The sequence below is a fragment of the Intestinibaculum porci genome (assembly GCF_003925875.1).
GTDB classification, from domain to species: domain Bacteria; phylum Bacillota_I; class Bacilli_A; order Erysipelotrichales; family Coprobacillaceae; genus Intestinibaculum; species Intestinibaculum porci.
Window position 1 is genome coordinate 1,143,196 of record NZ_AP019309.1, and the last position, 22,610, is coordinate 1,165,805.

At 41.4% G+C, this 22,610-nt stretch carries 23 protein-coding genes, 8 tRNA genes and 1 pseudogene; 27 read left to right on the forward strand and 5 right to left on the reverse strand.

Features of this window, described 5'->3' with window-relative positions; genetic code table 11:
- Window positions 1–9: 9 nt before the first annotated feature.
- Window positions 10–690 (forward strand): YjjG family noncanonical pyrimidine nucleotidase, encoded by a 681-nt coding sequence (locus tag SG0102_RS05535; protein ID WP_125119045.1) that lies wholly within the window; start codon window positions 10–12, stop codon window positions 688–690.
- A gap of 92 nt (window positions 691–782) precedes the next feature.
- Here the strand turns inward: SG0102_RS05535 and rpmB are convergent, their stop codons facing one another.
- Window positions 783–968, reverse strand: a complete 186-nt coding sequence (rpmB, locus tag SG0102_RS05540; RefSeq protein WP_125119046.1) for a 50S ribosomal protein L28 — start codon at window positions 966–968, stop codon at window positions 783–785.
- Window positions 969–1,157: 189 nt separating this feature from the next.
- Between rpmB and SG0102_RS05545 the strand changes: the two genes are divergently transcribed.
- From SG0102_RS05545 to SG0102_RS15905, 4 genes and pseudogenes are all read left to right on the forward strand, one after another.
- Window positions 1,158–1,514: an Asp23/Gls24 family envelope stress response protein gene (locus tag SG0102_RS05545; RefSeq protein WP_125119047.1), complete on the forward strand. Its 357-nt coding sequence runs from the start codon at window positions 1,158–1,160 to the stop codon at window positions 1,512–1,514.
- 1 nt (window position 1,515) lies between these two features.
- Window positions 1,516–3,153, forward strand: coding sequence for a DAK2 domain-containing protein (locus SG0102_RS05550; protein WP_125119048.1), 1,638 nt, complete (start codon window positions 1,516–1,518; stop codon window positions 3,151–3,153).
- 15 nt (window positions 3,154–3,168) lie between these two features.
- A pseudogene (locus tag SG0102_RS15900) lies at window positions 3,169–3,542 on the forward strand (2,3-bisphosphoglycerate-dependent phosphoglycerate mutase).
- A gap of 79 nt (window positions 3,543–3,621) precedes the next feature.
- Window positions 3,622–3,915: a 2,3-bisphosphoglycerate-dependent phosphoglycerate mutase gene (locus SG0102_RS15905; RefSeq protein WP_331852256.1), complete on the forward strand. Its 294-nt coding sequence runs from the start codon at window positions 3,622–3,624 to the stop codon at window positions 3,913–3,915.
- Window positions 3,916–3,937: 22 nt separating this feature from the next.
- On the opposite strand, the gene SG0102_RS05560 is transcribed toward SG0102_RS15905, so the two are convergent.
- Window positions 3,938–4,510, reverse strand: coding sequence for a histidine phosphatase family protein (locus SG0102_RS05560; protein WP_125119049.1), 573 nt, complete (start codon window positions 4,508–4,510; stop codon window positions 3,938–3,940).
- A 188-nt stretch (window positions 4,511–4,698) separates the two neighbouring features.
- Here SG0102_RS05560 and SG0102_RS05565 point away from each other — a divergent pair, with 188 nt between their 5' ends.
- Together SG0102_RS05565 and SG0102_RS05570 are read left to right on the forward strand one after the other, a co-directional pair.
- Window positions 4,699–5,250: a hypothetical protein gene (locus SG0102_RS05565; protein ID WP_125119050.1), complete on the forward strand. Its 552-nt coding sequence runs from the start codon at window positions 4,699–4,701 to the stop codon at window positions 5,248–5,250.
- The gene (locus SG0102_RS05570) at window positions 5,240–5,824 is read left to right on the forward strand and encodes a L,D-transpeptidase family protein (protein ID WP_125119051.1); all 585 of its coding nucleotides are present in this window, start codon (window positions 5,240–5,242) and stop codon (window positions 5,822–5,824) included. Before SG0102_RS05565 ends, SG0102_RS05570 begins: the two co-directional genes overlap by 11 nt.
- A 22-nt stretch (window positions 5,825–5,846) precedes the next feature.
- Here the strand turns inward: SG0102_RS05570 and SG0102_RS05575 are convergent, their stop codons facing one another.
- On the reverse strand, window positions 5,847–6,713 hold the full coding sequence (locus tag SG0102_RS05575) for a tRNA 2-thiocytidine biosynthesis TtcA family protein (protein ID WP_125119052.1): 867 nt from the start codon (window positions 6,711–6,713) through the stop codon (window positions 5,847–5,849).
- The gene (locus tag SG0102_RS05580; RefSeq protein ID WP_125119053.1) at window positions 6,706–7,833 is read right to left on the reverse strand and encodes a cysteine desulfurase family protein; all 1,128 of its coding nucleotides are present in this window, start codon (window positions 7,831–7,833) and stop codon (window positions 6,706–6,708) included. The genes SG0102_RS05575 and SG0102_RS05580 overlap by 8 nt, the downstream gene beginning before the upstream one ends.
- A gap of 264 nt (window positions 7,834–8,097) precedes the next feature.
- On the opposite strand from SG0102_RS05580, the gene recG reads away from it, so the two are divergent.
- The 7 genes from recG (at window position 8,098) to asrC (ending at window position 15,371) form a co-directional block, all read left to right on the forward strand.
- Window positions 8,098–10,101 (forward strand): ATP-dependent DNA helicase RecG, encoded by a 2,004-nt coding sequence (gene recG, locus SG0102_RS05585; RefSeq protein ID WP_125119054.1) that lies wholly within the window; start codon window positions 8,098–8,100, stop codon window positions 10,099–10,101.
- Window positions 10,102–10,133: 32 nt separating this feature from the next.
- Window positions 10,134–11,114: a phosphate acyltransferase PlsX gene (gene plsX, locus SG0102_RS05590; RefSeq protein ID WP_170162783.1), complete on the forward strand. Its 981-nt coding sequence runs from the start codon at window positions 10,134–10,136 to the stop codon at window positions 11,112–11,114.
- Window positions 11,111–11,797, forward strand: coding sequence for a ribonuclease III (rnc, locus tag SG0102_RS05595; RefSeq protein ID WP_125119055.1), 687 nt, complete (start codon window positions 11,111–11,113; stop codon window positions 11,795–11,797). Before plsX ends, rnc begins: the two co-directional genes overlap by 4 nt.
- Window positions 11,798–11,824: 27 nt before the next feature.
- Window positions 11,825–12,499, forward strand: coding sequence for a Crp/Fnr family transcriptional regulator (locus SG0102_RS05600; protein WP_125119056.1), 675 nt, complete (start codon window positions 11,825–11,827; stop codon window positions 12,497–12,499).
- Between the two features lie 91 nt (window positions 12,500–12,590).
- Window positions 12,591–13,607: an anaerobic sulfite reductase subunit AsrA gene (gene asrA, locus SG0102_RS05605; RefSeq protein WP_125119057.1), complete on the forward strand. Its 1,017-nt coding sequence runs from the start codon at window positions 12,591–12,593 to the stop codon at window positions 13,605–13,607.
- A complete protein-coding gene (gene asrB / locus SG0102_RS05610) occupies window positions 13,600–14,394 on the forward strand; it encodes an anaerobic sulfite reductase subunit AsrB (protein WP_125119058.1) in 795 nt (264 codons plus the stop codon). Before asrA ends, asrB begins: the two co-directional genes overlap by 8 nt.
- 11 nt (window positions 14,395–14,405) lie before the next feature.
- The gene (gene asrC / locus SG0102_RS05615) at window positions 14,406–15,371 is read left to right on the forward strand and encodes a sulfite reductase subunit C (protein WP_125119059.1); all 966 of its coding nucleotides are present in this window, start codon (window positions 14,406–14,408) and stop codon (window positions 15,369–15,371) included.
- A gap of 29 nt (window positions 15,372–15,400) precedes the next feature.
- Here asrC and SG0102_RS05620 read toward each other — a convergent pair whose 3' ends face one another.
- Window positions 15,401–16,108, reverse strand: coding sequence for a YoaK family protein (locus SG0102_RS05620; RefSeq protein WP_125119060.1), 708 nt, complete (start codon window positions 16,106–16,108; stop codon window positions 15,401–15,403).
- 141 nt (window positions 16,109–16,249) lie between these two features.
- Here SG0102_RS05620 and SG0102_RS05625 point away from each other — a divergent pair, with 141 nt between their 5' ends.
- The 13 genes from SG0102_RS05625 (at window position 16,250) to SG0102_RS05685 (ending at window position 22,609) form a co-directional block, all read left to right on the forward strand.
- Entirely contained in the window at window positions 16,250–16,951 is a 702-nt protein-coding gene (locus tag SG0102_RS05625) for a hypothetical protein (protein ID WP_125119061.1), read from the forward strand.
- 9 nt (window positions 16,952–16,960) lie between these two features.
- The gene (locus SG0102_RS05630) at window positions 16,961–17,392 is read left to right on the forward strand and encodes a hypothetical protein (protein ID WP_125119062.1); all 432 of its coding nucleotides are present in this window, start codon (window positions 16,961–16,963) and stop codon (window positions 17,390–17,392) included.
- Between the two features lie 188 nt (window positions 17,393–17,580).
- Complete coding sequence (locus SG0102_RS05635; protein ID WP_125119063.1) at window positions 17,581–19,308, forward strand: GGDEF domain-containing phosphodiesterase; 1,728 nt, start codon at window positions 17,581–17,583, stop codon at window positions 19,306–19,308.
- An 81-nt stretch (window positions 19,309–19,389) separates the two neighbouring features.
- The gene (locus tag SG0102_RS05640; protein ID WP_125119064.1) at window positions 19,390–20,850 is read left to right on the forward strand and encodes a nicotinate phosphoribosyltransferase; all 1,461 of its coding nucleotides are present in this window, start codon (window positions 19,390–19,392) and stop codon (window positions 20,848–20,850) included.
- A gap of 32 nt (window positions 20,851–20,882) precedes the next feature.
- A complete protein-coding gene (locus SG0102_RS05645; RefSeq protein WP_125119065.1) occupies window positions 20,883–21,707 on the forward strand; it encodes a prephenate dehydrogenase in 825 nt (274 codons plus the stop codon).
- A gap of 182 nt (window positions 21,708–21,889) precedes the next feature.
- Window positions 21,890–21,964: transfer RNA gene (locus SG0102_RS05650), tRNA-Cys, on the forward strand.
- A 3-nt stretch (window positions 21,965–21,967) separates the two neighbouring features.
- A tRNA-Leu gene (locus SG0102_RS05655) sits at window positions 21,968–22,056 on the forward strand.
- 19 nt (window positions 22,057–22,075) lie between these two features.
- Window positions 22,076–22,152, forward strand: a tRNA-Arg gene (locus SG0102_RS05660).
- A gap of 12 nt (window positions 22,153–22,164) precedes the next feature.
- A tRNA-Pro gene (locus SG0102_RS05665) sits at window positions 22,165–22,241 on the forward strand.
- Window positions 22,242–22,247: 6 nt separating this feature from the next.
- Window positions 22,248–22,323, forward strand: a tRNA-Ala gene (locus tag SG0102_RS05670).
- A gap of 10 nt (window positions 22,324–22,333) precedes the next feature.
- Window positions 22,334–22,410: transfer RNA gene (locus tag SG0102_RS05675), tRNA-Met, on the forward strand.
- A 19-nt stretch (window positions 22,411–22,429) separates the two neighbouring features.
- Window positions 22,430–22,506: transfer RNA gene (locus SG0102_RS05680), tRNA-Met, on the forward strand.
- 26 nt (window positions 22,507–22,532) lie between these two features.
- Window positions 22,533–22,609, forward strand: a tRNA-Ile gene (locus SG0102_RS05685).
- Window position 22,610: the final 1 nt, after the last annotated feature.

The window sequence follows — 22,610 nt, forward strand, 5'->3', positions numbered from 1 at the left end:
GGAGAAGCTATGTATAAAACAATTTTATGGGATGTTGACGCCACTTTACTCAATTTTGAAAAGTCTGAAGATGTCTCTCTCAAGCAGTTATTTGCACGTTATGATGTCATCTTAGATGAAGAGAAGATGGCTCTTTATAAAAAGATCAATCGCTCTTACTGGAATGGTTTAGAGCAGGGCATTTATGATCGTCATACTGTTTTAACGCAGCGTTTTGATGATTTCTTTGATGCTATTAAGCATCCTCGCGTCAATACGGATGAGATGAATGATTTCTATCAGTTAGCTTTAGGAACGAATGTTTTTGAAGAAAATTACGTTCATGAAACCTTGCAGGCATTAGAGACGCATTATGATCAGTATGTCGTTTCTAATGGGACGCATATCGCTCAGATTCATAAACTGGAAAAAAGTGATCTGATGAAATATATGAAGGATTTATTTATCTCAGAAGATCTTGGCTATGATAAACCAAGTAAAGAGTTCTTTAAGCAAGTTCAGCAGGCAACGCATTATGATCCTAAGACGACACTTATTGTTGGTGATTCTTTAAGCTCGGATATGCAGGGCGGCCGTCAGGCGGGGATCACCACGATCTGGTATAATCCTCATCATCAGAAAAATAACACTTCTTATGTCGATTATGAAATTGATGACTTACGTGATGTGATTACCATCGCTAAGTCATAAAGGAAGGCTCACCGCTGGTGAGTCTTTTCAAATAAAAAAACGGTACGCGTGAGACATACCGTTTATTTATAGTTGCAACTGTAAATAATTAACTAAGCTGATTTTCTTAATGTTCTTAATTCTCTGGCTGTAAGCTTAACTTTTGTTGGCTTACCATTAACCATGATTGTTGCTTTCTGAAGATTGACATTCCATCTTCTTCTAGTAGCATTTAACGCATGAGAACGATTGTTGCCTGTTAAAGGTCCTTTTCCAGTTAACTGACTTTTTCTTGACATTTTCTTCACCACCTTATAAGCTTTAACATACTTGAGTATCATATCATCACAATATCATAATTGCAACTGTTTTTTTTAAGAAGTTATGGGAAAGTTGCAATCTTTATTTACATTTAAATTGTCTTACTTTATAATAAAAAAGAAATAACGTAGAAATAGTAAGACGAGAAATATATAAAGGAGGACGCTATGATTCAGAAATCAACAGAACTTGGGAACATAGATTTATCAAATGATGTCATCGCTACCATTTGCGGTGGCGCAGCGACTGAATGTTACGGTGTAGTTGGTATGGCTAGCCAGAAAATGATTGATGGGATCTATGACCTTTTAAGAAAAGAAAATTATTCTAAAGGGATTAAAGTCGAAAACGGCGAGAGCGGGGCGATTATTTCTCTTTATATCATTGTTGGTTATGGAGTGAAAATCTCTGAAATCGTATATGAAGTTCAGAAAAAAGTAAAATATGTGTTAGAAAAGACTTTGGATATTCAGGTAGAAGCTGTGAATGTCTATGTCCAGAGCATTCGAATCATGGAGGATTAAAATGAAGTTTATTGATGGAAAAATGTTCAGAGCAATGATTGTCACGGGAGCAACATTACTTCATAATAATCATCCTGAAGTTGATGCCTTAAACGTTTTCCCGGTACCAGATGGTGATACGGGGACAAACATGTCTTTAACATTCACAAGTGGCGCTAACGAAGTAGAACGCTTAGAAAGTGATGCTGTTGGTGATATCGCTAAAACCCTTTCTAAAGGTTTGTTAATGGGGGCCCGCGGGAACTCTGGGGTCATCCTTTCCCAGATCTTTAGAGGCGTCGCAAAATCTTTAAAAGGCAAAGAAACAGCCTCATCAAGTGATTTAGCAGCGGCCTTCTTACAGGGTTCTAAAGTCGCTTATCGAGCGGTTATGAAACCAACCGAAGGGACGATCTTAACGGTTATTCGTGAATCTTCGGAAGCAGCGAGTGCTTATGTCACGGAAGATATGGAAATCGAAGATTATTTCTCATACTTCGTTAAAGCAGCTAGTGAATCCTTAGATCGTACCCCTGAATTATTACCGGTATTAAAAGAAGTCGGCGTCGTCGATTCCGGCGGAGCTGGGTTAGTGCTGGTATTAACGGGCTTTATGTCAGCGATCGTTGGAGAAAAGATTGAACGTGTTAATGTCAATGCGGAAAAAGCTAAAGAAGAAGCAGCGGAAAAGGCTGCTGGCACCGTAGAAAAGAAAGATTACGGTTACCGTATTGAATTTATGTTAAAAGTGGAAGAAGGCAAAGAAAAAGCATTCAATGTCGAAAACTTCCAGAACGAATTAACCCGTATTCCTGGCGAACGTATTACCATCGTGCAGGATGAAGACATCGTCAGATGTAAACTGTATTCTAAAAAACCAGGGCATGCTTTAAACATCGCGCAGCGTTTTGGAGAATTTTTATCAGTAGAGATTGAAAATCCTCAGGTTAAAGATGAAGATGTAAAGAAAGTTGACTTAGAAGAAAAAGCACCTCCTAAAGACGTTGGTGTGATTGCCGTCGCTGCTGGTGATGGGATTAAAGATCAGTTCTTATCTTTACACTGTGACTATGTCGTTGCCGGCGGCCAGACAATGAACCCAGCAACGGAAGATTTAGTGGCTGCCATTCGCAAAATCAATGCTAAACATGTCATCGTTTTACCAAACAATGGCAATATCGTTATGACCGCGCAGACCGCTGCCAGCGTTTTAGAAGGGGAAATTGATGTTATTGTCATTCCAACAAAATCAATTCCTCAGGGCTTATCGGCTTGTATCATGTTTAACCCAGAAGCTTCATTAGAAGAAAATGTTGGTGAAATGACTGAAGCTATGCAGAATGTCAAAACGGGTCAGGTCACATTTGCCGTGCGTGATACAAATATTGATGGCATTGAAGTCCATGCCAATGAATATATGGCTTTAGTGAATAAAGAAATTAAAGCCTGTGTGCCTGGTAAAATGGATGCTTTAAAGAAATCCTTAGAAGGATTAGTGGATGATGATTCTGAAATCATCACATTGATCTGTGGGCAGGATGTCACAAAAGAAGAAAAAGAAGAAGCGCAGACTTACATCGCTGAACACTTCGCTGATTGTGAATGCGAAGTCATCGATGGCAAGCAGCCGGTTTATTCTTTTATCATTGGCGTAGAATAAACGTTCAAGCACCGAGTGATCGGTGCTTTTTGTATAATCAGACATGGAGAATCTTTATGGAATAAAGAAAACCGCTTTACCGGGTGGAGTGATGTGGATTTAAGTGAAGAGGGCAAGAAAGAAGCGATCGAAGGGGAAAGCTTTTAAAAGAGGCAGGGTATACCTTTGATGTCGCTTATACCTCTTATCTTAAAAGAGCGATTCATACTTTGAATTATGTTTTGGATGCGCTTGGTGAAAATGCTCTTCCGGTGATCAAAGCCTGGCAGCTTAATGAACGTCATTATGGCGTTTTACAAGGTTTAAATAAAGCAGAAACGGCTGCTCAATACGGGGAAGAACAAGTGCTCGCCTGGCGTCGCGGCTTTGTTATTTACCGTCATTATTAAAGGAGGATGACCCGCGCAGCCCACGTTTGCAACGCATGTATCATCATGTTCCTCAAGAGGATTTACCACTTGGGGAATCATTAGCGATCACGATCAAACGGGTTGTTCCTTATTATCAGGAACATATTTTAAAAGACCTGAAAGAGGGAAAAATGTGCTTGTGGCGGCCCATGGCAATAGTTTACGCGCTTTAGTAAAATACTTAGATGGCCTGAGTGATGAGGAGATTGTCGGTGTGAATATTCCGACTGCGATCCCGCTTGTCTATGAATTTGATGATGATATGCATGTCATCAACAGATATTATTTAGGGGATCAGAAAGCCTTAGCCGCTAAAATGCAGGCGGTGAAGAATCAGGGGAAGGCCAAGTAAAAAGGACCATATACTGGTCCTTTTAAATATGAAGAATTTCAACAAAAGAGAAGGTGTGCTGATCATAAGTAAAATGCAGAATATTGCAGTTTTTAAAACCGCCATTGAGGGTAAGATCAATGGGTGCGGATAAACCTTCACAAAAGCCATAGCAAGCCCCGGCGTGCGAGACGGCCAGGACATATTGATGATCGGGCTTTTCCATGATTTCGGTTAAAGCCTCCACCATTCGTTTTGAGACATCGTGCAGATATTCTCCACCATAATGCGGGAATAAATCATCATAGGTGAATGATGGATCATGCCAGCTGGGGTTAAGATCTTCACTTTCCCCTTCGAAGAGGCCAAAGTTTCTTTCTTTTAAAGCTTTTAAGCGCTGATAAGGCACATCTCCCGCGACAATTTCTAAGGTATCACAGCAGCGCTCAGCTGTTGAAGAGTAATAATGATCAAAGGGGATACCTTGAAGCAAAGCACCGGCTTTTTTGGCCTGCTCGATCCCATTTTCTGTCAGTGGGGAATCACACCAGCCCTGAATTTTATGGCGGACATTAAAAAGCGTTTCGCCATGGCGCATTAAATATAAATGTTTCATATGTTAACCTCCTCTTTAATTATATCAAGGGAGCCATTCACGAACGATTATTTTCAAAGAAAAAAATAAACGAGGGTCGATTTTTACGCGAGGTGATACAAAATAGCTTATAATAAAGGTATGAAAGGCGATACTATCATCCTTTACACGTCACATAGTCGTATCGCCTTTCCAATGAGGAGATGTTTATGAAAAAATGGATTGTATTAATAATAATGTTCGCTATGGTAACACCCGTTTATGCGCAAGATGTTACCAAAACGATGAAGAAAACAGAGCTTTCATCTTTGAAAAGCTTAACGGGCTGTCTTTATGATTTTTCTATTTATTATGCATCGCAAAAAATGAAAATAAAGACGGTGAAGAGTTTTAATTTTAATAAGAAGAAAGATCGGATGTTTGTCCTTTTACGTAATCCAAACGCCATTGATTATGATCAAGGGGCTCTTGATAATCATGCGATGATCAAAAACTTTACGAAGGATGTTTTTGGCAGTCGCGAAAAGATCACGGAAAAACAGCTGGTCGTGGAAGGTGACTGGGGGGAAGTGTCACCGCAGCTGAAGATCACAAAGGTGGAGCAACTCGCCTCTGATCGCTATCGGGTGAGTGAAAATATGTTGTTCACGAAGGTCTTTGGCACCGCCACTTTTGAAGTCACTAAAAATAAAGCGTCCAAATATCATTATGTTATTAAGAAACTGACGCTAAAGAGGAATGGTTTAAAACATGTATCTTGATGATGTCACAGGGGATCAGGTGATCGTTGTTTCACCTAATGGATTGTATTTAAGAGAAAACGTGCCACTTTATGATGTCGTTTTATATGAAAAGAAAGATTCCTGGCGAAAGATTTACGCTGTCCATAATGGTCGAGCCGGGCGCCATGGGTTAAATGCCCATCGCGTTGCTAATGATGGGACAACACCGATCGGCCTTTTTGAACTTAAGTATGCCTTTGGGGAGAAAAAGGCTTTATCACAAGTTTCTACCGCAATGCCGACCAAGGTCATTACCCCGACCTCTTACTGGGGCGGTGATGACTGGGGAGAGTATGCTAATCGCTGGTGTGAAACAGATCATCCGCTAGGAAAAGATTATGAACATTTGGCTGATTATCAGGATCGACAGTATGCTTTAGCGCTGGTCATCGGTTATAATTATGATTACTTTGAAAAAGGCAAGGGGACAGCGATCTTCTTCCATTGCGTAGGCGAGGGGAACACTGCTGGCTGTGTTGCCGTCGAAAAAGAAGATATGAAAATCTTCTTAGAAGCTTTAAAGCCTCACGCTTATATTATGATTCAAAAGTAAAAGCAGCGATTGTTCGCTGCTTTTAAAAACGTTCAATTTCTTCTGTGACTTCATAGTTTTCAGGATCATAGTAGTCTTCTAAGAAACTATGTTTCACACCATCTTTTTTATAATCAATAACGCAGTCTAAATTGACATTGTGCATGGCAATAAAGATGTTTTCCGCAACTTTTGGGTTACGCGCTGACATCCGTTTGATTAAGGTCTTCATTTCCTTACGCTTAGAGGAACCATCATCAATTAAGCTGCAGCCTTCGGTGAAACGGCAGGCACAGTTGATGAAGGTTAACTCATTAGCTTCACGCCATTTAATAATAGCTTCTTCACGGACTTTAAATAATGGGCGAATAACTTCTAAGCCGGCATAATGGTCGGAATGAAGCTTCGGCATCATTGTTTTGACTTCTGAACCATAGAACATGGATAATAAGGTTGTTTCAATGACATCATCGAAGTGATGTCCTAAGGCAATCTTATTACAGCCAATGGTCTGGGCATGTTTATAGAGATAGCCGCGACGCATTTTAGCGCAGAAGTAACATGGCTGTTTAAAGGCCCCGCCAGCAACGGAATCGAAAATATCGGTTTCGAAGATTTCCAGAGGAATGCCTAAAGTTTTCGCGTTGTCTTCAATCATTGAGCGGTTGAATTCATTATAACCAGGATCCATGCAGACAAAGTGTAAGTCAAATTTGACTTTGCCATGTCTTTGAATTTCCTGCATACATTTAGCGAGCAGGAAGGAATCTTTCCCGCCGGAGATACATACCATGATGGAATCTCCATCCTGGATTAATTCATATTCTGTAACTGCCTTACAGAAAGGACGCCAGATCGCTTTTCGGTAAGGTTTAATAATACTTCTTTCGATTTCTTTAATTTTATCCATTTTCTTTGATTTCCTTTAAACTTAATACAAATGCCTGCTTGAAGGCTTCAATTTCTTCAGGGGTTGTTAAATGCGAGAGACTTAAACGTAAAGAGGTGGAAGCGAGCTTCTTATCTTTCGTTAAGGCAAAGACAATCTTACTAGGGGCATTGACCGGGCAACAGCTCGTTTTGGTTGAGAGATAAATCTCATGGGCTTCTAAAGCTTCGCTGAATAATTCAGCCCGTACGCCTAAGATTGAGAAGTTGACCACATAAGCATCCGAATACTTAGTGTTGTTAATGTGGACTTCGGGAAAATCTTTGAGAAAGTCCAGAAGATTTTGCTGGAGCATGTGCACGTAGGATTCACGCTCTTTTTGATGCGCCATGGCAATGGTTAACGCTTCATCACAAGCGACGACATTCGCTAACATCGGGGTACCGCTGCGATAGATGGAAGTGGATTTTCCGCCATCCATCTGGATCTTTAAAGATACATCTTTGCGCTTCACTAAGACACCGGTGCCGATGATGCCGCCAAATTTATGAGGGGTAAAAGTGATCAGATCACATAACGAGTAATCAAGATCAACCTTCCCGATTGCCTGGGAAGCATCGACATGATAATAAAGCTGCGGATACTTCGCGAGAAGGCTGCCGATTGCCGGAATATCCTGAACGATGCCGAGTTCGCTATCAACCGCCGCAATGGCAACGAGAATCGTATCATCACGAATCATCCATTCTAGCTCTTCTAAGTCAACGTGACCATCCTGATCGATCGGGGCTAACTCCACTTCAAAGCCCATTTCCTGCATACGCATCGCCGATGAAACGAGAGAATTATGTTCCATCGCCCCAATAATGATATGTTTGCCGCGATTGCGGTAACGTTCACAAATACCTTTAATGGCGAGGTTATTCGATTCCGTCGCTCCAGAGGTGAAAATCAGTTCCTCTCTGGTAACGTTAAAATAAGAGGCGATATGATCCGCATGCTCATCAAGGATGCGGGCTGCCTCTCTACCTAATTTATGGATGGAGTTAGGATTTGCATAGATATTTTTTGTAATGTTATAAAAAGTGTCAAGGACCTGCGGATCAACCGGGGCATTGGCACAGTAGTCTAAATAAACCATCAATAGATCGCCTCTTTCTTTCCTTTCATTATTATAAAGATAAACGCTTTGTTGTCAATCAATCGGCATGCGTAAAAAAACCACTTGTAAAACAAGTGGAAAAGAAAAGTAGTGCGATATGACATTTTCATGCCCGCAAGATTATTTTATCACATATCATATACATAGGGAAGATAAAATATGACTTTTTTGTATGCGCTTTACAGCACTGGTTTTGAAAGAAAATAGGAAACATGATAAAATGAAAAATAAAGAGGTGAGACTATGGAAGAACTGCGTCGATTAACAACGAGTAAGCAGCGTATTGCATTAATGCACGAAAGCGGCTTATATACACTTAAGGATGTGATTGCCCATTTACCTTATCGTTATGAGGAATTCAATGAAAAATGGCCCGCCGATGAAGAAGGCAAGATCTTAGTTGAAGGCTATGTGGCGGATCATCCGAAGGTCTTTTTTAAAGGACGATTATCGCGTTTAAGCGTGAATGTGGAGATTTATGGCGAGACTTATAATGTGACGATCTTTAATCGCCATTTCTTAGTGAATGCCTTAACGACTGGTAAGAAAGTGACGATTATTGGCAAAATGAATGGGCATCGCATTACCGCTAGTCAGCTGCTTTTAAAAGACTTGCAGGCGCAGGAAGGAATGCATCCGGTATATTCCCTGAAAGAAGGGCTCACCAATAAGATGTTTTCTAATTACGTGAAAAAGGCCTTATCTTTAGTGAATGATTTTGATGACTTTGTGCCGATTGACTTCCATGAGAAACATCATCTCGTTGATAAGAAAACCGCTTTATATAACGTCCACTTCCCGGCTAATCATGAGATGATGGGGGAAGGGATGAAAATGTTGAAATATGAAGAGTTTTTAAAGTTTGAAGTCACGATGCAGTATATCAAAATGCAGCGAGAACAAAGTGTCGGCATCGCGAAAACTTTTGATCATCAGGCGCTCAATGCTTTTTTGCGCACGCTTCCTTTTACCCTTACCAAAGATCAGCAAAAAGCGGTTTTAGATATCTTGGCAGACTTACAGCGTCCCCGAATGATGTATCGTTTTTTACAGGGGGATGTCGGCAGCGGGAAAACCGTCGTTTCTTCCATTGCGCTTTATGCTAACTATTTAGCCGGTTATCAGGGGGCATTAATGGCGCCAACGGAAGTTTTAGCTGCCCAGCATTACGAAACTTTGCATAGCTTTTTTAAAGAGAGTGAACTCTCATTAGCCTTATTAACTGGCTCGATGAGCACGAAAGAAAAAGAAGATGTTTACACGCGTCTCGCCAATGGTGAGATCGATGTGATTGTTGGGACCCATGCACTCTTTCAGGAGAAAGTCGAGTATAGCCAATTAGGTTTAGTGATTACCGATGAGCAGCATCGTTTTGGTGTAAAGCAGCGTAAAGCTCTCAAAGAAAAAGGGGAAAGCGTTGATTTTCTCGTTATGTCGGCAACGCCGATTCCTCGTACCTTAGCGCTCTCTTTATTTGGCGATATGGATGTCTCAGAAATTCATGCCCTGCCATCAGGCCGGAAAGAAAAAATGACGAAATATGTGCCTGGTAATAGTATGAAACCTTTCTTAAAAGATTTGTTGGCGTACCTCGCTAGCGGCGGTCAGGTGTATGTCATTTGTCCGATGATCAATGAGCAAAGTGATTATCCGTTAAAAAGTGTCACCCAGGTGTATGAAGCAATGTCGAAATATTTCCAAGGTAAGTATCATGTCGGCTTATTACACGGCGGTCTTTCGGATGAAGAAAAAAATCAGGTGATGAATGACTTCCATGATAATAAAGTGCAAATTTTAGTATCTACGACAGTTATTGAAGTCGGCATCGATGTGAAAAATGCGAATATGATGGTGATCTATGATGCTGAACGCTTCGGTTTATCACAGATCCATCAGTTACGTGGCCGAATTGGCCGTGGGGATGTGCAGGGACGCTGTTACCTGCTTTCGACAAGTACCAATAAAGAAGCGATTGATCGCTTGCGTTTTGTCGAAAGCACCAATGATGGCTATGAAATTTCAAAGTATGACTTAAAGATTAGAGGACCTGGAGAAGTGCTCGGACAAAGACAAAGCGGGGTCCCTAGTTTTGTCTTAGGGGATATTATTAAGGACTTTGATTTATTGAAAATTGCCCGCGATGATGCGCGAGCATTATTAGTAGATTACTATAAGTATGGAGAATACAAAGATTATATTGAGATCGTCAAACAAAATATTAAAACTGGTAATGAATATGTCGATTAACTATGGTATAATTTCGCATTGAGGTGAAGATCATGAAATTAGCAATTGATGCCATGAGTGGTGACTTAGGCTCCCATGAAGTTGTCGAAGCCTGTAAAATGTTCGTCAAAGATCATGGTGATGTCACACTTTATGTCGTTGGCAAACAAGAAGAATTAGAGGAATTAAAAGATCTTGCAAACGTGGAAATCGTTGATGCCCGCGAAGTTGTCAAGATGACAGATTCGCCATTAGGCGTTCGTCGCCAGAAAGAATCTTCCATGGTGAAGGCCTTGATGATGGCTCGTAAAGATGAAGTCGATGGCGTTGTATCATGCGGCTCTACGGGGGCCTTTTTTACCGGTGCCATGTTATTTGTGAAAAGACTAGAAGGGGTGGAACGTTCCTGCCTGATGGCTGTTTTACCAACTTTCAATGGCAAAGGCTCTTGTTTATTAGATGTTGGTGCGAATGCGGAAAATACGGCTGAGCAGCTGCGTCAGTTTGCCATCATGGGATCAGTGTATGCCAAATATGTCCGCCATATTAATAAACCAAGTGTACGTTTATTAAATATTGGCGCTGAAGATCATAAAGGGGATCAGGTTCACCAGGATGCATACAAGTTATTAAAAGAAGAAAAGGTCATTCAATTTGATGGTAATATCGAAGGCCGTGAATTGTTAGATGGTAACTGCGATGTTATCGTCAGCGATGGTTTTGCCGGCAATATTGCTTTAAAATCAATGGAAGGGACGGCTTTAGGTCTCATGAAAGTGATGAAGAAAGCGATGCTTGGCTCTACGAAAAGCAAGTTAGGTGCTTTACTGATTAAAGATAATCTGAAAAAAGAATTAAGCGCTTTTGATTATAAATCAGTTGGCGGCGCTTTAATGATGGGCTTTTCAAAAGCTATTGTCAAAGCCCATGGCGGCTCTGATGCGCGCGCAGTGCGTTCGGCCATGGAGCTCGCTTATACGATGGTCGCTGAAGATGTTGTGACTAAAATGAAAGAAGGTCTCACACAGTCATGAAAATCTTAGATTATTTACAGAAGGAGCAAATTCCTTTTACCAATTTACGTTTATATAAGGAAGCCTTTACCCACTCATCCTATGCCAATGAATCGGCTAAACCAATTCATGATTATGAACGTTTAGAGTTCATGGGTGATGCTGTTTTACAGTTATATGTCTCAGAGTTTATTTTTAAGAAATTCCCATCTTATCCGGAAGGGGAACTGACGACTTTACGTAGTAAACTGGTGCGTGAAGAATCACTTTCTCGTTTTGCGGTAGAGTTAGGCTTAGATGAACTCCTTTATTTAGGTGTTGGGGAAGAAAAAAGCGGCGGCCGTCAGCGCAGCGGGACGCTTTGCGATATTTATGAATCCTTTGTTGGAGCGGTTTATTTAGACTGTGGGAAGGATGAAGTGTTAAAGATTTTAGAGCGAACGATCTTTAAACATGTTAAAGATCTAGATTCTTATGAAGATATCCGTGATTATAAAACAAAGCTGCAGGAACTCATTCAGGCGGATGATCGCAAATCTGTGAATTATCGCTTAGTGAGCTCGAGCGGGCCGGCCAATGCGCCAACTTTTGTGATTGAAGCGGTCGCAGATGATATGGTATTAGGCATTGGCGAAGGCTCTTCAAAAAAGAAAGCCGAGCAGCATGCAGCTCGTGATGCGCTTAATAAACTGGCAAAAAAGTAGGCTCCGCCTGCTTTTTTAGGTCAAACGATGCATATTCGTCAAATCGTTGAAACGATGCCGCTTTTCAAAGAGGCATCACCCGCTTCAAAAACCAAACTCATCACTTACGGCATTGTCGAAAAAGTACATAAAGGGACATATCTCTTCAATGTACGTGATCATGTCGAAAGAATATACATGATCGTTAGCGGCTATGTCGTCTTAGATCGGATTAATCATAATGATAATTTACGCAGTATCTTTTTACTTGGCAGCGGTGATCTGATTAATGAAGTGATTATCGATGGGCAAAGTTCTTCAATCAATGCGAAAGCGCTCAGTAATCTGGAAGTGGTCAGCTTAACGCGCGCTCAGATGTTAGAAATTATGGCCCAGGATTTTTATTTCACGCAGCTTTTTATGGCTTCGATGGCGAAAAAGATTCGTAAACTGTATCGCCAGGTGGCTAATACGACTAAAATGATGATCTTAGAAGATCAGGTTAGTGCCAAGTTATGGAAGATTGGCCATGATTATGGTATTGAAAAGGAAGAAGGCATTGTCATTCCTTTTGATTTATCGATTACGCTTTTAGCACAGCTGGTGGGATCCAATCGGGAAAGTGTTTCGCGGACGATCAAAAAGTTATCAAATGCTCATTTGGTCTCGATTATTCATGGTCGATGTATTATTTATGATCTCGATGCATTAATAAAAAAATAAAAATTACACAAGACGTGAGTAATCTCACGGTATGAAAGCTCTTTCTGTATTAGGATGATACAGGAGAGCTTTTTCTCTTGAGGAGGACAGTATGGGTTATTTATTAAATAAAGAAGGGATGAATCAGCTGCTCGCATCTTTACGTGACGAGTATGTGGTTTATGCCCCTAAATGTTTTGTGGGCGGTGGTCGTTTTTCTGAAACAGACTGTATCCGCTATGGGGAAATTCAGTCTATTGAAGAAGTCGTATTTGACAAAAAATCAGATTACTCGTTTAAAGAAGTGCTGACCCCAATTTCACAGACATTATTCTATTTTACCGAAGATTCCGTAAAAGAAGCGGATGCGCCTAAAAAAGGAGCAATCGTCTTCTTACGCAGCTGTGATTTACATGGCTTAAGAAGACTTGATGATATGTATTTACGTAATGGTCAGCCAGACTATTACTATAAACGGTTACGTGATCGCGTGCATTTTGTGTTAATGGGCTGTGATCATAGTTTTAAAAACTGCTTTTGCGTTGATATGGGCACTAACATTTCAGACAATTATGATCTTAGTGTAGATGTGCAGGGTGATCTTTATGCGTTAGATAATAAATGGGACCAGTTGGAAACGCTTTTAGAAGACTTAGCGGTCGCAACGCAGGAGATTGTGCCAGCGCATGTGAAAGACAATGAAGTGCATGTTCATATTCCAGAAAACTTAGATGAACGCATTGCGAAAAGTTCGCTGTGGCGGGAATATGATAGCCGCTGCATTAACTGCGGGCGCTGTAATTTTGTCTGCCCAACCTGCACCTGCTGGAGCATGCAGGACTTGTTCTACAGTGAAAATGGCAAAGCTGGGGAACGTCGCCGCGTCTTAGCGTCTTGTATGGTAGATGGTTTCACTGATGTGGCTGGAGGCGGCAGTTACCGTAAGAAAAACGGTGACCGTATGCGTTTTAAAGTGATGCATAAGGTTTATGACTATAAGAAACGCGAAGACTATCATATGTGTGTCGGCTGCGGACGCTGTGATGATATTTGCCCAGAATATATCTCATTCTCAAATATTATTAATAAATTAGAAGATGGCATGAAGGAGGTTACCGGCAATGACTAAAAATGAATATGTTCCTTTTCTTTCTAAGGTTTTAGAAGTTATTCCACATACAGCGATTGAATATACCTTCCGCATGTCTTATGAAGGGGATGTGCTGCCTGGACAGTTCTTTGAAGTGTCCATTCCTAAATTTGGCGAAGCACCGATTTCTGTCAGTGGGATCGGGGATGGCTTTGTCGATTTAACGATCCGTAAAGTCGGCCATGTCACTCATGAAATTTTTGAACATTATGTCGGTGATACGCTTTTTATGCGTGGTCCTTATGGCAATGGCTTTGATGTCAATAATTACAAAGGCAAAGATATCGTCATCGTGGCCGGCGGGACGGGGGTATCGCCCGTACGCGGTGTCATGAACTATTTCACCGAGCATCCTGATGAATGTCGCTCACTAACGATTATTAATGGCTATAAATCAGCTGATGATATTCTTTTCAAGGATGATTATCCAAGATACAAAGAAAAAGCCAATCTGATTTTAACGTTAGATGCAGGCGAAGAAACAGCTGATCATCATATCGGTTTAGTGACCAAATATATTCCGGATTTACAGTTTGAAGACTTATCACAGGTGGCGGCTATTGTCGTTGGTCCACCGGCGATGATGCACTTTTCCGTAATGGCATTATTGCAGCTTGGCTTAGAGGATCATCAAGTGTGGATTTCTCAGGAACGTAAAATGTGCTGTGGTCTGGGCAAATGTGGTCACTGTCGCATCGGTGATCAGTATGTCTGCTTAGATGGACCGGTCTTCAATTATGAAAAAGGCAAGCATCTCATTGATTAGGGGGAAGAATTATGGATGTTAATACAAAACAGTTAAAGAAAAATGCCTTCCGTGTTACGAAAGAACGCGGGATCGCCGCTTCACGTGTCCGTGTCCCAGGGGGACGGATGGATGCAAAATATTTATCAGTCTTACAGGATATTGCGGAAACGTATGGCAATGGAACGATTCATTTAACGCTGCGTCAGGGCTTTGAAATTCCGGGTATTCCTTTTGAAGATATGGATAAAGTCAATGCAATGCTGCAGCCGGTAATTGAAGGCATGGGCATTAATCAGGAAGAAAAAGGCAAAGGTTATTCGGCTTCCGGAACAAGAAATATTATGGCTTGTGTCGGTAATTCCATTTGTCCTTACGGCAACTATGATACGACGGCTTTTGCCCGGAAAGTAGAAAAGGAAATTTTCCCTAATGACTTACATTTCAAGGTTTGTTTTACTGGCTGTCATAATGATTGTGCGAAAGTGCGTATGCATGACTTTGGCATTATCGGGATGACGATGCCACAGTTAGATCCCAATCGCTGCATCAGCTGCGGTGCCTGCATTAAACGCTGTAAGAAAAAGAGCGTTGGGGCCCTGCAGGCGATGAATTTCCGCCCTGTGCGCAATGAAGAAACATGCCTGGGCTGCGGGGAATGCGTTTTGGCTTGTCCGAATGCGGCATGGACACGCTCACAGAAGAAGTACTATAAATTAACGATCTTCGGCCGTACCGGGAAGAAGAACCCACGTTTAGGGGTAGACTGGATTAAATGGATTGATGAAGAAAGCATCATTAAGATTATTAAAAATACGTATGCGTATGTTGAAAAATATATCGATCCGAATGCCCCAGGCGGCAAGGAACATATCGGTTATATTGTCGATCGTACCGGCTTTGAAGAATTTAAGAAATGGGCATTAAAAGATGTTACACTGCCAGAGATCGCCGAAGTGACTTCACCGATTTACTGGAACGGGATTAAATATAAATAAGCAAAAACGAGATCATGTGATCTCGTTTTTTAGTGGCCGTGTGGCGTTTTATCGGCAATGTTACGCTCAGTGATTAAGTCGGCCCGTAAGAAGATAAATAATAAGTAAGCGAGAGGCAGATCCGCAAACAACAAAGCGTGACCGCCAAAATGGAGACCGAGACCGCTAGATAACGCGGCGCCCACACAGAAGGCAATAATCATGCCGAAATGATGTAAAGCGCGATAGAGATATTTTTTCTGATGTCTTTTTCGCAGGTAACGGACTAACCAGCTGCCGGTCTGACGCACGTGGTTGGTGACGAAAGTGGTTGCCATGCCGACACCTTCTGCCTGGCGGAAGGTATTGAACTGCATCGCACAAATAAAGTTGATGACAATCGGATAAATAAAATCTGGTAAAAAAGAAGCGCTCGCGCCAAGTGCTGTAACTAAGATCAGTTCTAATAAAATCAGAAAAGTATCCCAGCGGATAATATTCAGATGCTTCAGTTTCCAGGCGCTTTGTTCAGAAAAGATCGTGCCCAGGAAATAAGCAGTGAAAGAGGCGATGATTGTATAAATCTTACTGAAATTATGTGTCCCGATAGCTATCCCTAGAAGGCAAATATTAGCGGTTTGGGCATTGGCAAAAATACCGCCCTTGACGGATAAGGTATAACCGCCATAAAAACCAGCCACACAGATGAGCATCAGAAAGACATAATATTTCTCACACTCAAGATATTGATCGTCCATGATGAACTCCTTTCGTTATCATTATAGTCACAAATTTCTGAATGAAAAGTAAATTTATAATAATCTTTTATCAGATGTGAGGGAGACTTGATTTTTTAAATGAATAATGGTAAAAATAGGGCATTGCAAGGAGGCGATGACATGGCACAGGAATATTGGGTCTGCGAAAAGTGCGGAACGTTCAATGATATTAATGAAAGTCGCTGCACGCACTGTCATAAGAAAATCTCCAAACGTGAACTTGCCGAGGCCCTTAATCGTATTGAATCTGAGGCAAGTGGTGATGATGCCTTTGATCGCTTTAAAAAGCGTAGTATGATGAGTGAGGAAGAGTTCCAAAAGGATTTAGGACAAGCCGCAACGCGACGCACCAGACAAACGCGCACGCAGTCGCGTCATCAACCGTCAGCGCAGCGACCACGGCGGGCATCGGAGGTGCCAGAGGAAGACAGAAGGGAAAACCGTGCAAATGGGCGCATGAAGCACTTCGCGTTTAGTCGCGCCGCCCAAGTGAAAGACACATGGGCAAGACAAAGTGCGCAAAGCGGCGCTTATCGGATCATTCATTATGTCACGCTTATCGCTTTACTGATCAGCGCTATTGCATTTGTTTATAGCCTGGTACTATTTGTGATGAGTGGTCATTATAGTGAAGTGGGACAAGTGTTTGTGAAACTCTTTTCTTCGATTGGCGCGATCTTTAAAAACACTTTTAATTATTTCCTGAATATTCAGTTTAGTAATAATGCGCTTGCCCGGGTCGGCGGTATTGTCGGACGCAATCTGATGCGGTTATTTACCACCATCTTTGATAATATCTTAAGATTTTTGAGTATGCTTTAGGAGGCCTTTATGTTTTCTACATTTTACAATCTCGCAAAAATTATTAACTTTATTGATTTCTTTGCGGTTTTAGCGTTAATGGTCATTACCATTATCTCACTTTTTAAAGAGATCAATGTGCCTAACTTTGATGATGTCTTTGACTATGTCAAACGCTGCTTTATTGTCTCGCTGATCTTTATGCTGGCAGCCTGGCTGGTGGTTTCGGCTCAGGATACGACTTCGATCTTTAAAATGTATGATACCATTTCTGGCGGCTTTGGTGATATGGGGATGTTATGGTTTATCGATGCTATTATTTATATGGTGACCCCCTTAGTGATCGCCTTGCTTGGCTATGGCAAAGAAGAATTGCGTAAACCGTTTAATAAATTCCGTAATCATGCCTTTATCATGGGGGCCATCTGCGCCGTCTTATCATTTCTATTAGCGATTGATTAACTTCCTGCGGGAAGTTTTTTTAGTCTCATTTTATAAAATCTATTGATAGGAATGATTCTTATATGACACCTGGATATCCTAAACAATCAATTTATGAAAATGTTCTTTATAATAACGAAAAAGCGTTGAAAATAAGGCGCAAATTAGATAATATGAAGCGGAAATAAAAAAAGAAAGGTGGTCATCTCATGTACGAAATTTCAAAACAAGAACGTCAAACGATGGAAGCTTTGGACTTTCCCATCGCGATTTATCAGCGACGCCGTCATTTCGTCAAAACGCTGCTGGTTTCAGATGGCTTTTGCGATCTTTTTCACCTTGCTAGAGAAGAACTGATTCGCGATTTAGATGAAAGCATGTTTCTCTATGTGCATCCTGATGATAAGGGGAAGCTCTATGAAAATGCTCAAAAATTTTGGCACCATGAGAGCTCTTATAAATCGATGGTTAGGGTGAAAATTCCGGGCAGTGATGATTATCATATTTTTCTTTGTGAAGGCAGTCTGCAGAAGATTTCAGAAGAGGAAGAAATCGCTTATGTCGTTTATACCGATATGAATAGCGTTGAAAAGGATATGCAAGAGGCGGATCAGCGCTATTTCATTGAGGAAGAGGATTACTACTATATCGATCGTCTGACGAAGCTGCCAAATGAACATTACTTTGAACTCTTTGGCGAGGAATACTTAGCTGCTTTTAAGCGTCGGCGTGCTGTCGTTGGCATTGCCTATATCAATATTATGCGCATGACGGGTTATAATGACCGCTATGGTTTTAAAGCCGGGGATCTTCTCTTGCAGGACTTGGCGGATATTTTAAGAGACTTCTTTCCGCATGGTCTGGTCATAAAGGGGATGCGGGATCACTTTATGGTCTTAGATCGTTATGAAACGCTGCAGGAGAAAGTGGAACAGGTGCAAAAACGCCTCAATACTTATTCTCTTAATGGTAATCAGGCACTTCATATCGGTATCAGTTTACCACTAGAAGGGAATAAGTCGCATTTGAAAAGGGCTGTGAATGAAGCGTCTTACGCTTCAAAATACCATCAGGAAGATAGCCGAACGATCGTCCAGTATTTTACAATGGAAATGAAAAAGCAGTATTTCGATCGTCTGTATATTTTAGAAACCTTTGAAAAAGCGTTATCAAACAAGTGGATCAAAGTCTTTTATCAGCCGATTGTAAATAGTCAGACCAGACAGGTACATGCTTTTGAGGCGTTAGCGCGCTGGCATGATCCTGATTATAACATGCTTTCCCCAGCCGCTTTTATCCCGGTGTTAGAAGAACATCATCTGATTCATCGCTTAGATATGTATATGGTCCAAACGGTTTTTGAAGAAATCAAGTTACGCCGTGATGCGCATTTGCCAATTGTGCCGGTTTCGGTCAACTTCTGCGTTGATGATTTTGAGGATGGGCATTTAAAAGAGAAACTGCTTCACTTATGTGAAAAATATGATGCTCAGCCATGGATGATCGTCATCGAAATCACCGAACGCGATATTCCCCAGATGCCGGAGCCTTTCAAAGAGCAAATTGAAGCTCTGCGTCAGGCTGGCTTTAAAGTGTGGGTTGATGATTTTGGCAGCGGCTATTCTTCTCTCAATGTGCTCAATAAATTTCCCCATGATTTCATTAAGATTGACCGCGAGTTCATTAAAGATTACGGTCATGATGATCAAATGAATACTTTAGTTGTCGAAAAGATTATTGAAGTCGCAAAGCAGTTAGGCATTCAGACTTTAGTCGAAGGGGTCGAAACAGCTGCTCAGCACCATTTCTTAAAGCGTATTGGCTGTGAGTATGAACAAGGTTTTTACTTCGCTCAGCCCGCTTCTTTATCAGAAATGATTTTTATGCAAAGTCATGAAGATATTGAGATTCCTATTGAACATTACGAATTGTCATGATTCACTATTTGATTACATTATTTTCTTTATTTTAAAAGCGAAAAGATGTATGATTGTGAGTAATCAAGGAGAGAAATAATTATGAAATATAATGTCAATCGGGCAAGAAATATTACGCTTGTCATGGATTTTTACGAACTGACAATGTCCTACAGTTATTTTAAAAAGGGGATGAAGGACGAAATTGTCTACTTCGATATGTTTTATCGTAAAAACCCCGATAACGGCGGGGTAGTTATTACGGCTGGCTTACAGCAGTTAATTGAAGCTGTTGAAGATATGCATTTTAGTGATGGCGATTTGGATTACTTACGCAGCTTGCATATCTTTGATGAAGCCTTTTTAGATTATCTTAAGAATTTTAAGTTTACCGGAGATATCTGGGCTGTTCCTGAAGGAACACCAGTGTTCCCTTACGAACCATTAGTGACAGTGCGCGCCCCAATCATTGAAGCGCAGCTGATTGAAACCTTCTTATTAGTAACGATCAATCATCAGTCTCTGATTGCGACGAAGGCGCATCGTGTGGTGCAGGAAGCCAAAGGCCGTCCTGTTATGGAATTTGGCGCTCGTCGTGCACAGGGCTATGATGGGGCTACTTATGGTGCCCGTGCCGCTTATATTGGCGGAGCCTCAGGGACTGCGACGGTATCAGCTGGGGAAATGTTTGGGATTCCTGTTTTAGGCACAATGGCGCATTCCTTTGTCCAGTCTTTTGATAGTGAATATGAAGCTTTCAAAGCTTATGCAGAAATCTATCCTGATAACTGCATCTTATTAGTGGATACCTATGATACTTTAAAGAGCGGGATTCCTAATGCCATTCGTGTGGCAGAAGAAGTCCTGATTCCTAATGGTCATCGCTTAGCGGGGATTCGTATTGATAGCGGTGATATTGCTTACTTAACGAAAAAAGCCCGAGCAATGTTAGATGTAGCGGGCTTAACAGATGCGAAAATTTCTATTTCGAACTCATTAGACGAATATCTGATTCGTTCCGTTTTAGAGCAGGGGGCTAAAATTGATTCTTTCGGTGTTGGGGAAAATATGATTACCTCTAAATCAGCACCCGTTTTTGGTGGGGTTTATAAAATGGCAGCGGTCGAAAAAGACGGCAAGATCATTCCAAAGATTAAAATCTCTGAAAATACGGAAAAGATTACCAACCCTGGTTACAAGAAAGTTTATCGTTTAATTGAAAAAGAAACCCAGAAAGCGTTAGGGGACATTATTATGTTCGCTAATGAAAAAATCAATGTGAATGATGATTTAACAATCTACTCACAGTTTGATAAATGGTTAAATAAAACGCTGCCAGCTGGGGAATTTGAATATTTCGAACTGCAGAAACCAGTCTTTAAAGATGGTCAGTGTATCTATCCAGAATACACGCTCGATGAAATTCGTGAAAATGTGAAGAAACAGTCCGCTTTAATGTGGGATGAAATCTTCCGTCTTGAATATCCACATAAATACTATGTCGATTTATCAAGAAAACTGATTGATTACAAGCTGAAAATGCTGGAAGAAAAACGCGGGTAAGAGTTCTTACCCGTTTTTTACAAGGAGGCTCTATGAAAATTACAGTAGTTGGTTTAGGGGTTATTGGCGGCAGTTTCGTCAAAGCCCTCAAGGGAAAAGGTTATGAAGTCTATGGTGTCGATATTAATCAGGAATCACTCTATGAAGCCAAGAAAGAAGGCTGTATTATTGAAGGCTATACCGATCCTCATGATATTATTCCGGAAACAGATTTAACGATTATCTCTCTATATCCTTCGTTAGTGCTTGATTTTATTAGAAATAATACTTTTAAGCCTGGCAGCATCGTTTCTGATGCCGTAGGGATCAAATCCTACTTTCTCAAACAGGCTTTAGAGATCATTCCTGAAGATGTCGAATATATCTCTGTCCATCCAATGGCCGGCCGGGAAAAGAAGGGCTACGCATATGCGAGCGCCGAAGTATTCCAGGATGCCAACTTTATCGTTGTTCAGCATTCACTTAATAAACCGCAGTCCATTGCCTTTATGGAAGGCTTTGCCCATGACTTAGGGTTCCATTCGGTTAAGATTATGAGTCCATCTGATCATGACGAGATCATTGGCTTTACATCACAGCTGCCGCATGCTATTGCCGTGGCTTTAATGAACAGTGATACCCAGAAATATGATACTGGTAAGTATATCGGCGACTCCTTTAGAGACTTAACCCGTATTGCGAATATTAATGAAGACTTATGGAGCGAACTGTTCCTAAATAATAAAGCGTTTTTATTAGGATCGATTAATCGTTTTGAAGAGCAGTTAGACCTCATCAAGAATGCCATTAAAGATAATGATGAGGACGCTTTAAAGGCCTTATTTATCGAATCGAGCAAGCGTCGTACGCATTTATAGAAGGGGAAAGAAAAACTTTCCTCTTTTTTTTCGCCAAAAGAGACCGATAAATAGGGGAAAAAAGACTAATGTGTACATTCATCATAAAAAAAGATGAAGAAAAGTGTTGCAATATCTAAAATCCTATTGTATACTAAGTGAGCACCAAGGGAAAGCCCCCTCGGTGAGACAACTAAAGAGGTGGTTCCTTAGCCAAGTCGGTAAGGCAGAAGACTGCAACTCTTCGACCGTCGGTTCAAGTCCGGCAGGAACCTCCATTTGCCTCGGTGGCGAAATTGGTAGACGCACAGGACTTAAAATCCTGCGGACTTCAAACTCCGTGCCGGTTCGACTCCGGCCCGAGGCACCATTCTTATAAAAATGTATCTGCGCTAGTAGCTCAATTGGATAGAGTGCTTGACTACGGATCAAGAGGTTACGGGTTCGACTCCTGTCTAGCGCGCCATTTTTATGAAAACGGGAAGTAGCACAGCTTGGTAGTGCACCTGGTTTGGGACCAGGGGGTCGCAGGTTCGAATCCTGTCTTCCCGACCATTTAATGGGGCTTTAGCTCAGTTGGGAGAGCGCCTGCTTTGCACGCAGGAGGTCACCGGTTCGATCCCGATAAGCTCCACCATTTATATTCTGGCGGGATAGCTCAGCTGGCTAGAGCATTCGGTTCATACCCGGAGTGTCGAGGGTTCAAGTCCCCCTCCCGCTACCATTTATATTTAACTTCATATCGCGGGATAGAGCAGTCCGGTAGCTCGTCGGGCCCATAACCCGGAGGTCGTTGGTTCAAATCCTTCTCCCGCAACCATTTTATTTGTTAGGTGACATCTTGTCGGACCCTTAGCTCAGTTGGTTAGAGTCGGCGGCTCATAACCGCTTGGTCGTAGGTTCGAGTCCTACAGGGTCCACCAC

Coding starts and splice junctions, on each gene's coding strand:
- recG (WP_125119054.1), top strand. CDS start 8,098: ATGGAAGAACTGCGTCGATTAACAACGAGTAAGCAGCGTATTGCATTA.
- SG0102_RS05640 (WP_125119064.1), top strand. CDS start 19,390: ATGAAATATAATGTCAATCGGGCAAGAAATATTACGCTTGTCATGGAT.
- SG0102_RS05645 (WP_125119065.1), top strand. CDS start 20,883: ATGAAAATTACAGTAGTTGGTTTAGGGGTTATTGGCGGCAGTTTCGTC.
- SG0102_RS05570 (WP_125119051.1), top strand. CDS start 5,240: ATGTATCTTGATGATGTCACAGGGGATCAGGTGATCGTTGTTTCACCT.
- SG0102_RS05545 (WP_125119047.1), top strand. CDS start 1,158: ATGATTCAGAAATCAACAGAACTTGGGAACATAGATTTATCAAATGAT.
- asrA (WP_125119057.1), top strand. CDS start 12,591: ATGGGTTATTTATTAAATAAAGAAGGGATGAATCAGCTGCTCGCATCT.
- SG0102_RS05575 (WP_125119052.1), bottom strand. CDS start 6,713: ATGGATAAAATTAAAGAAATCGAAAGAAGTATTATTAAACCTTACCGA.
- SG0102_RS05625 (WP_125119061.1), top strand. CDS start 16,250: ATGGCACAGGAATATTGGGTCTGCGAAAAGTGCGGAACGTTCAATGAT.
- rpmB (WP_125119046.1), bottom strand. CDS start 968: ATGTCAAGAAAAAGTCAGTTAACTGGAAAAGGACCTTTAACAGGCAAC.
- SG0102_RS05630 (WP_125119062.1), top strand. CDS start 16,961: ATGTTTTCTACATTTTACAATCTCGCAAAAATTATTAACTTTATTGAT.
- SG0102_RS05600 (WP_125119056.1), top strand. CDS start 11,825: ATGCATATTCGTCAAATCGTTGAAACGATGCCGCTTTTCAAAGAGGCA.
- asrB (WP_125119058.1), top strand. CDS start 13,600: ATGACTAAAAATGAATATGTTCCTTTTCTTTCTAAGGTTTTAGAAGTT.
- SG0102_RS05560 (WP_125119049.1), bottom strand. CDS start 4,510: ATGAAACATTTATATTTAATGCGCCATGGCGAAACGCTTTTTAATGTC.
- SG0102_RS05635 (WP_125119063.1), top strand. CDS start 17,581: ATGTACGAAATTTCAAAACAAGAACGTCAAACGATGGAAGCTTTGGAC.
- plsX (WP_170162783.1), top strand. CDS start 10,134: ATGAAATTAGCAATTGATGCCATGAGTGGTGACTTAGGCTCCCATGAA.
- SG0102_RS05535 (WP_125119045.1), top strand. CDS start 10: ATGTATAAAACAATTTTATGGGATGTTGACGCCACTTTACTCAATTTT.
- asrC (WP_125119059.1), top strand. CDS start 14,406: ATGGATGTTAATACAAAACAGTTAAAGAAAAATGCCTTCCGTGTTACG.
- SG0102_RS05580 (WP_125119053.1), bottom strand. CDS start 7,833: ATGGTTTATTTAGACTACTGTGCCAATGCCCCGGTTGATCCGCAGGTC.
- SG0102_RS05620 (WP_125119060.1), bottom strand. CDS start 16,108: ATGGACGATCAATATCTTGAGTGTGAGAAATATTATGTCTTTCTGATG.
- SG0102_RS05565 (WP_125119050.1), top strand. CDS start 4,699: ATGAAAAAATGGATTGTATTAATAATAATGTTCGCTATGGTAACACCC.
- rnc (WP_125119055.1), top strand. CDS start 11,111: ATGAAAATCTTAGATTATTTACAGAAGGAGCAAATTCCTTTTACCAAT.
- SG0102_RS05550 (WP_125119048.1), top strand. CDS start 1,516: ATGAAGTTTATTGATGGAAAAATGTTCAGAGCAATGATTGTCACGGGA.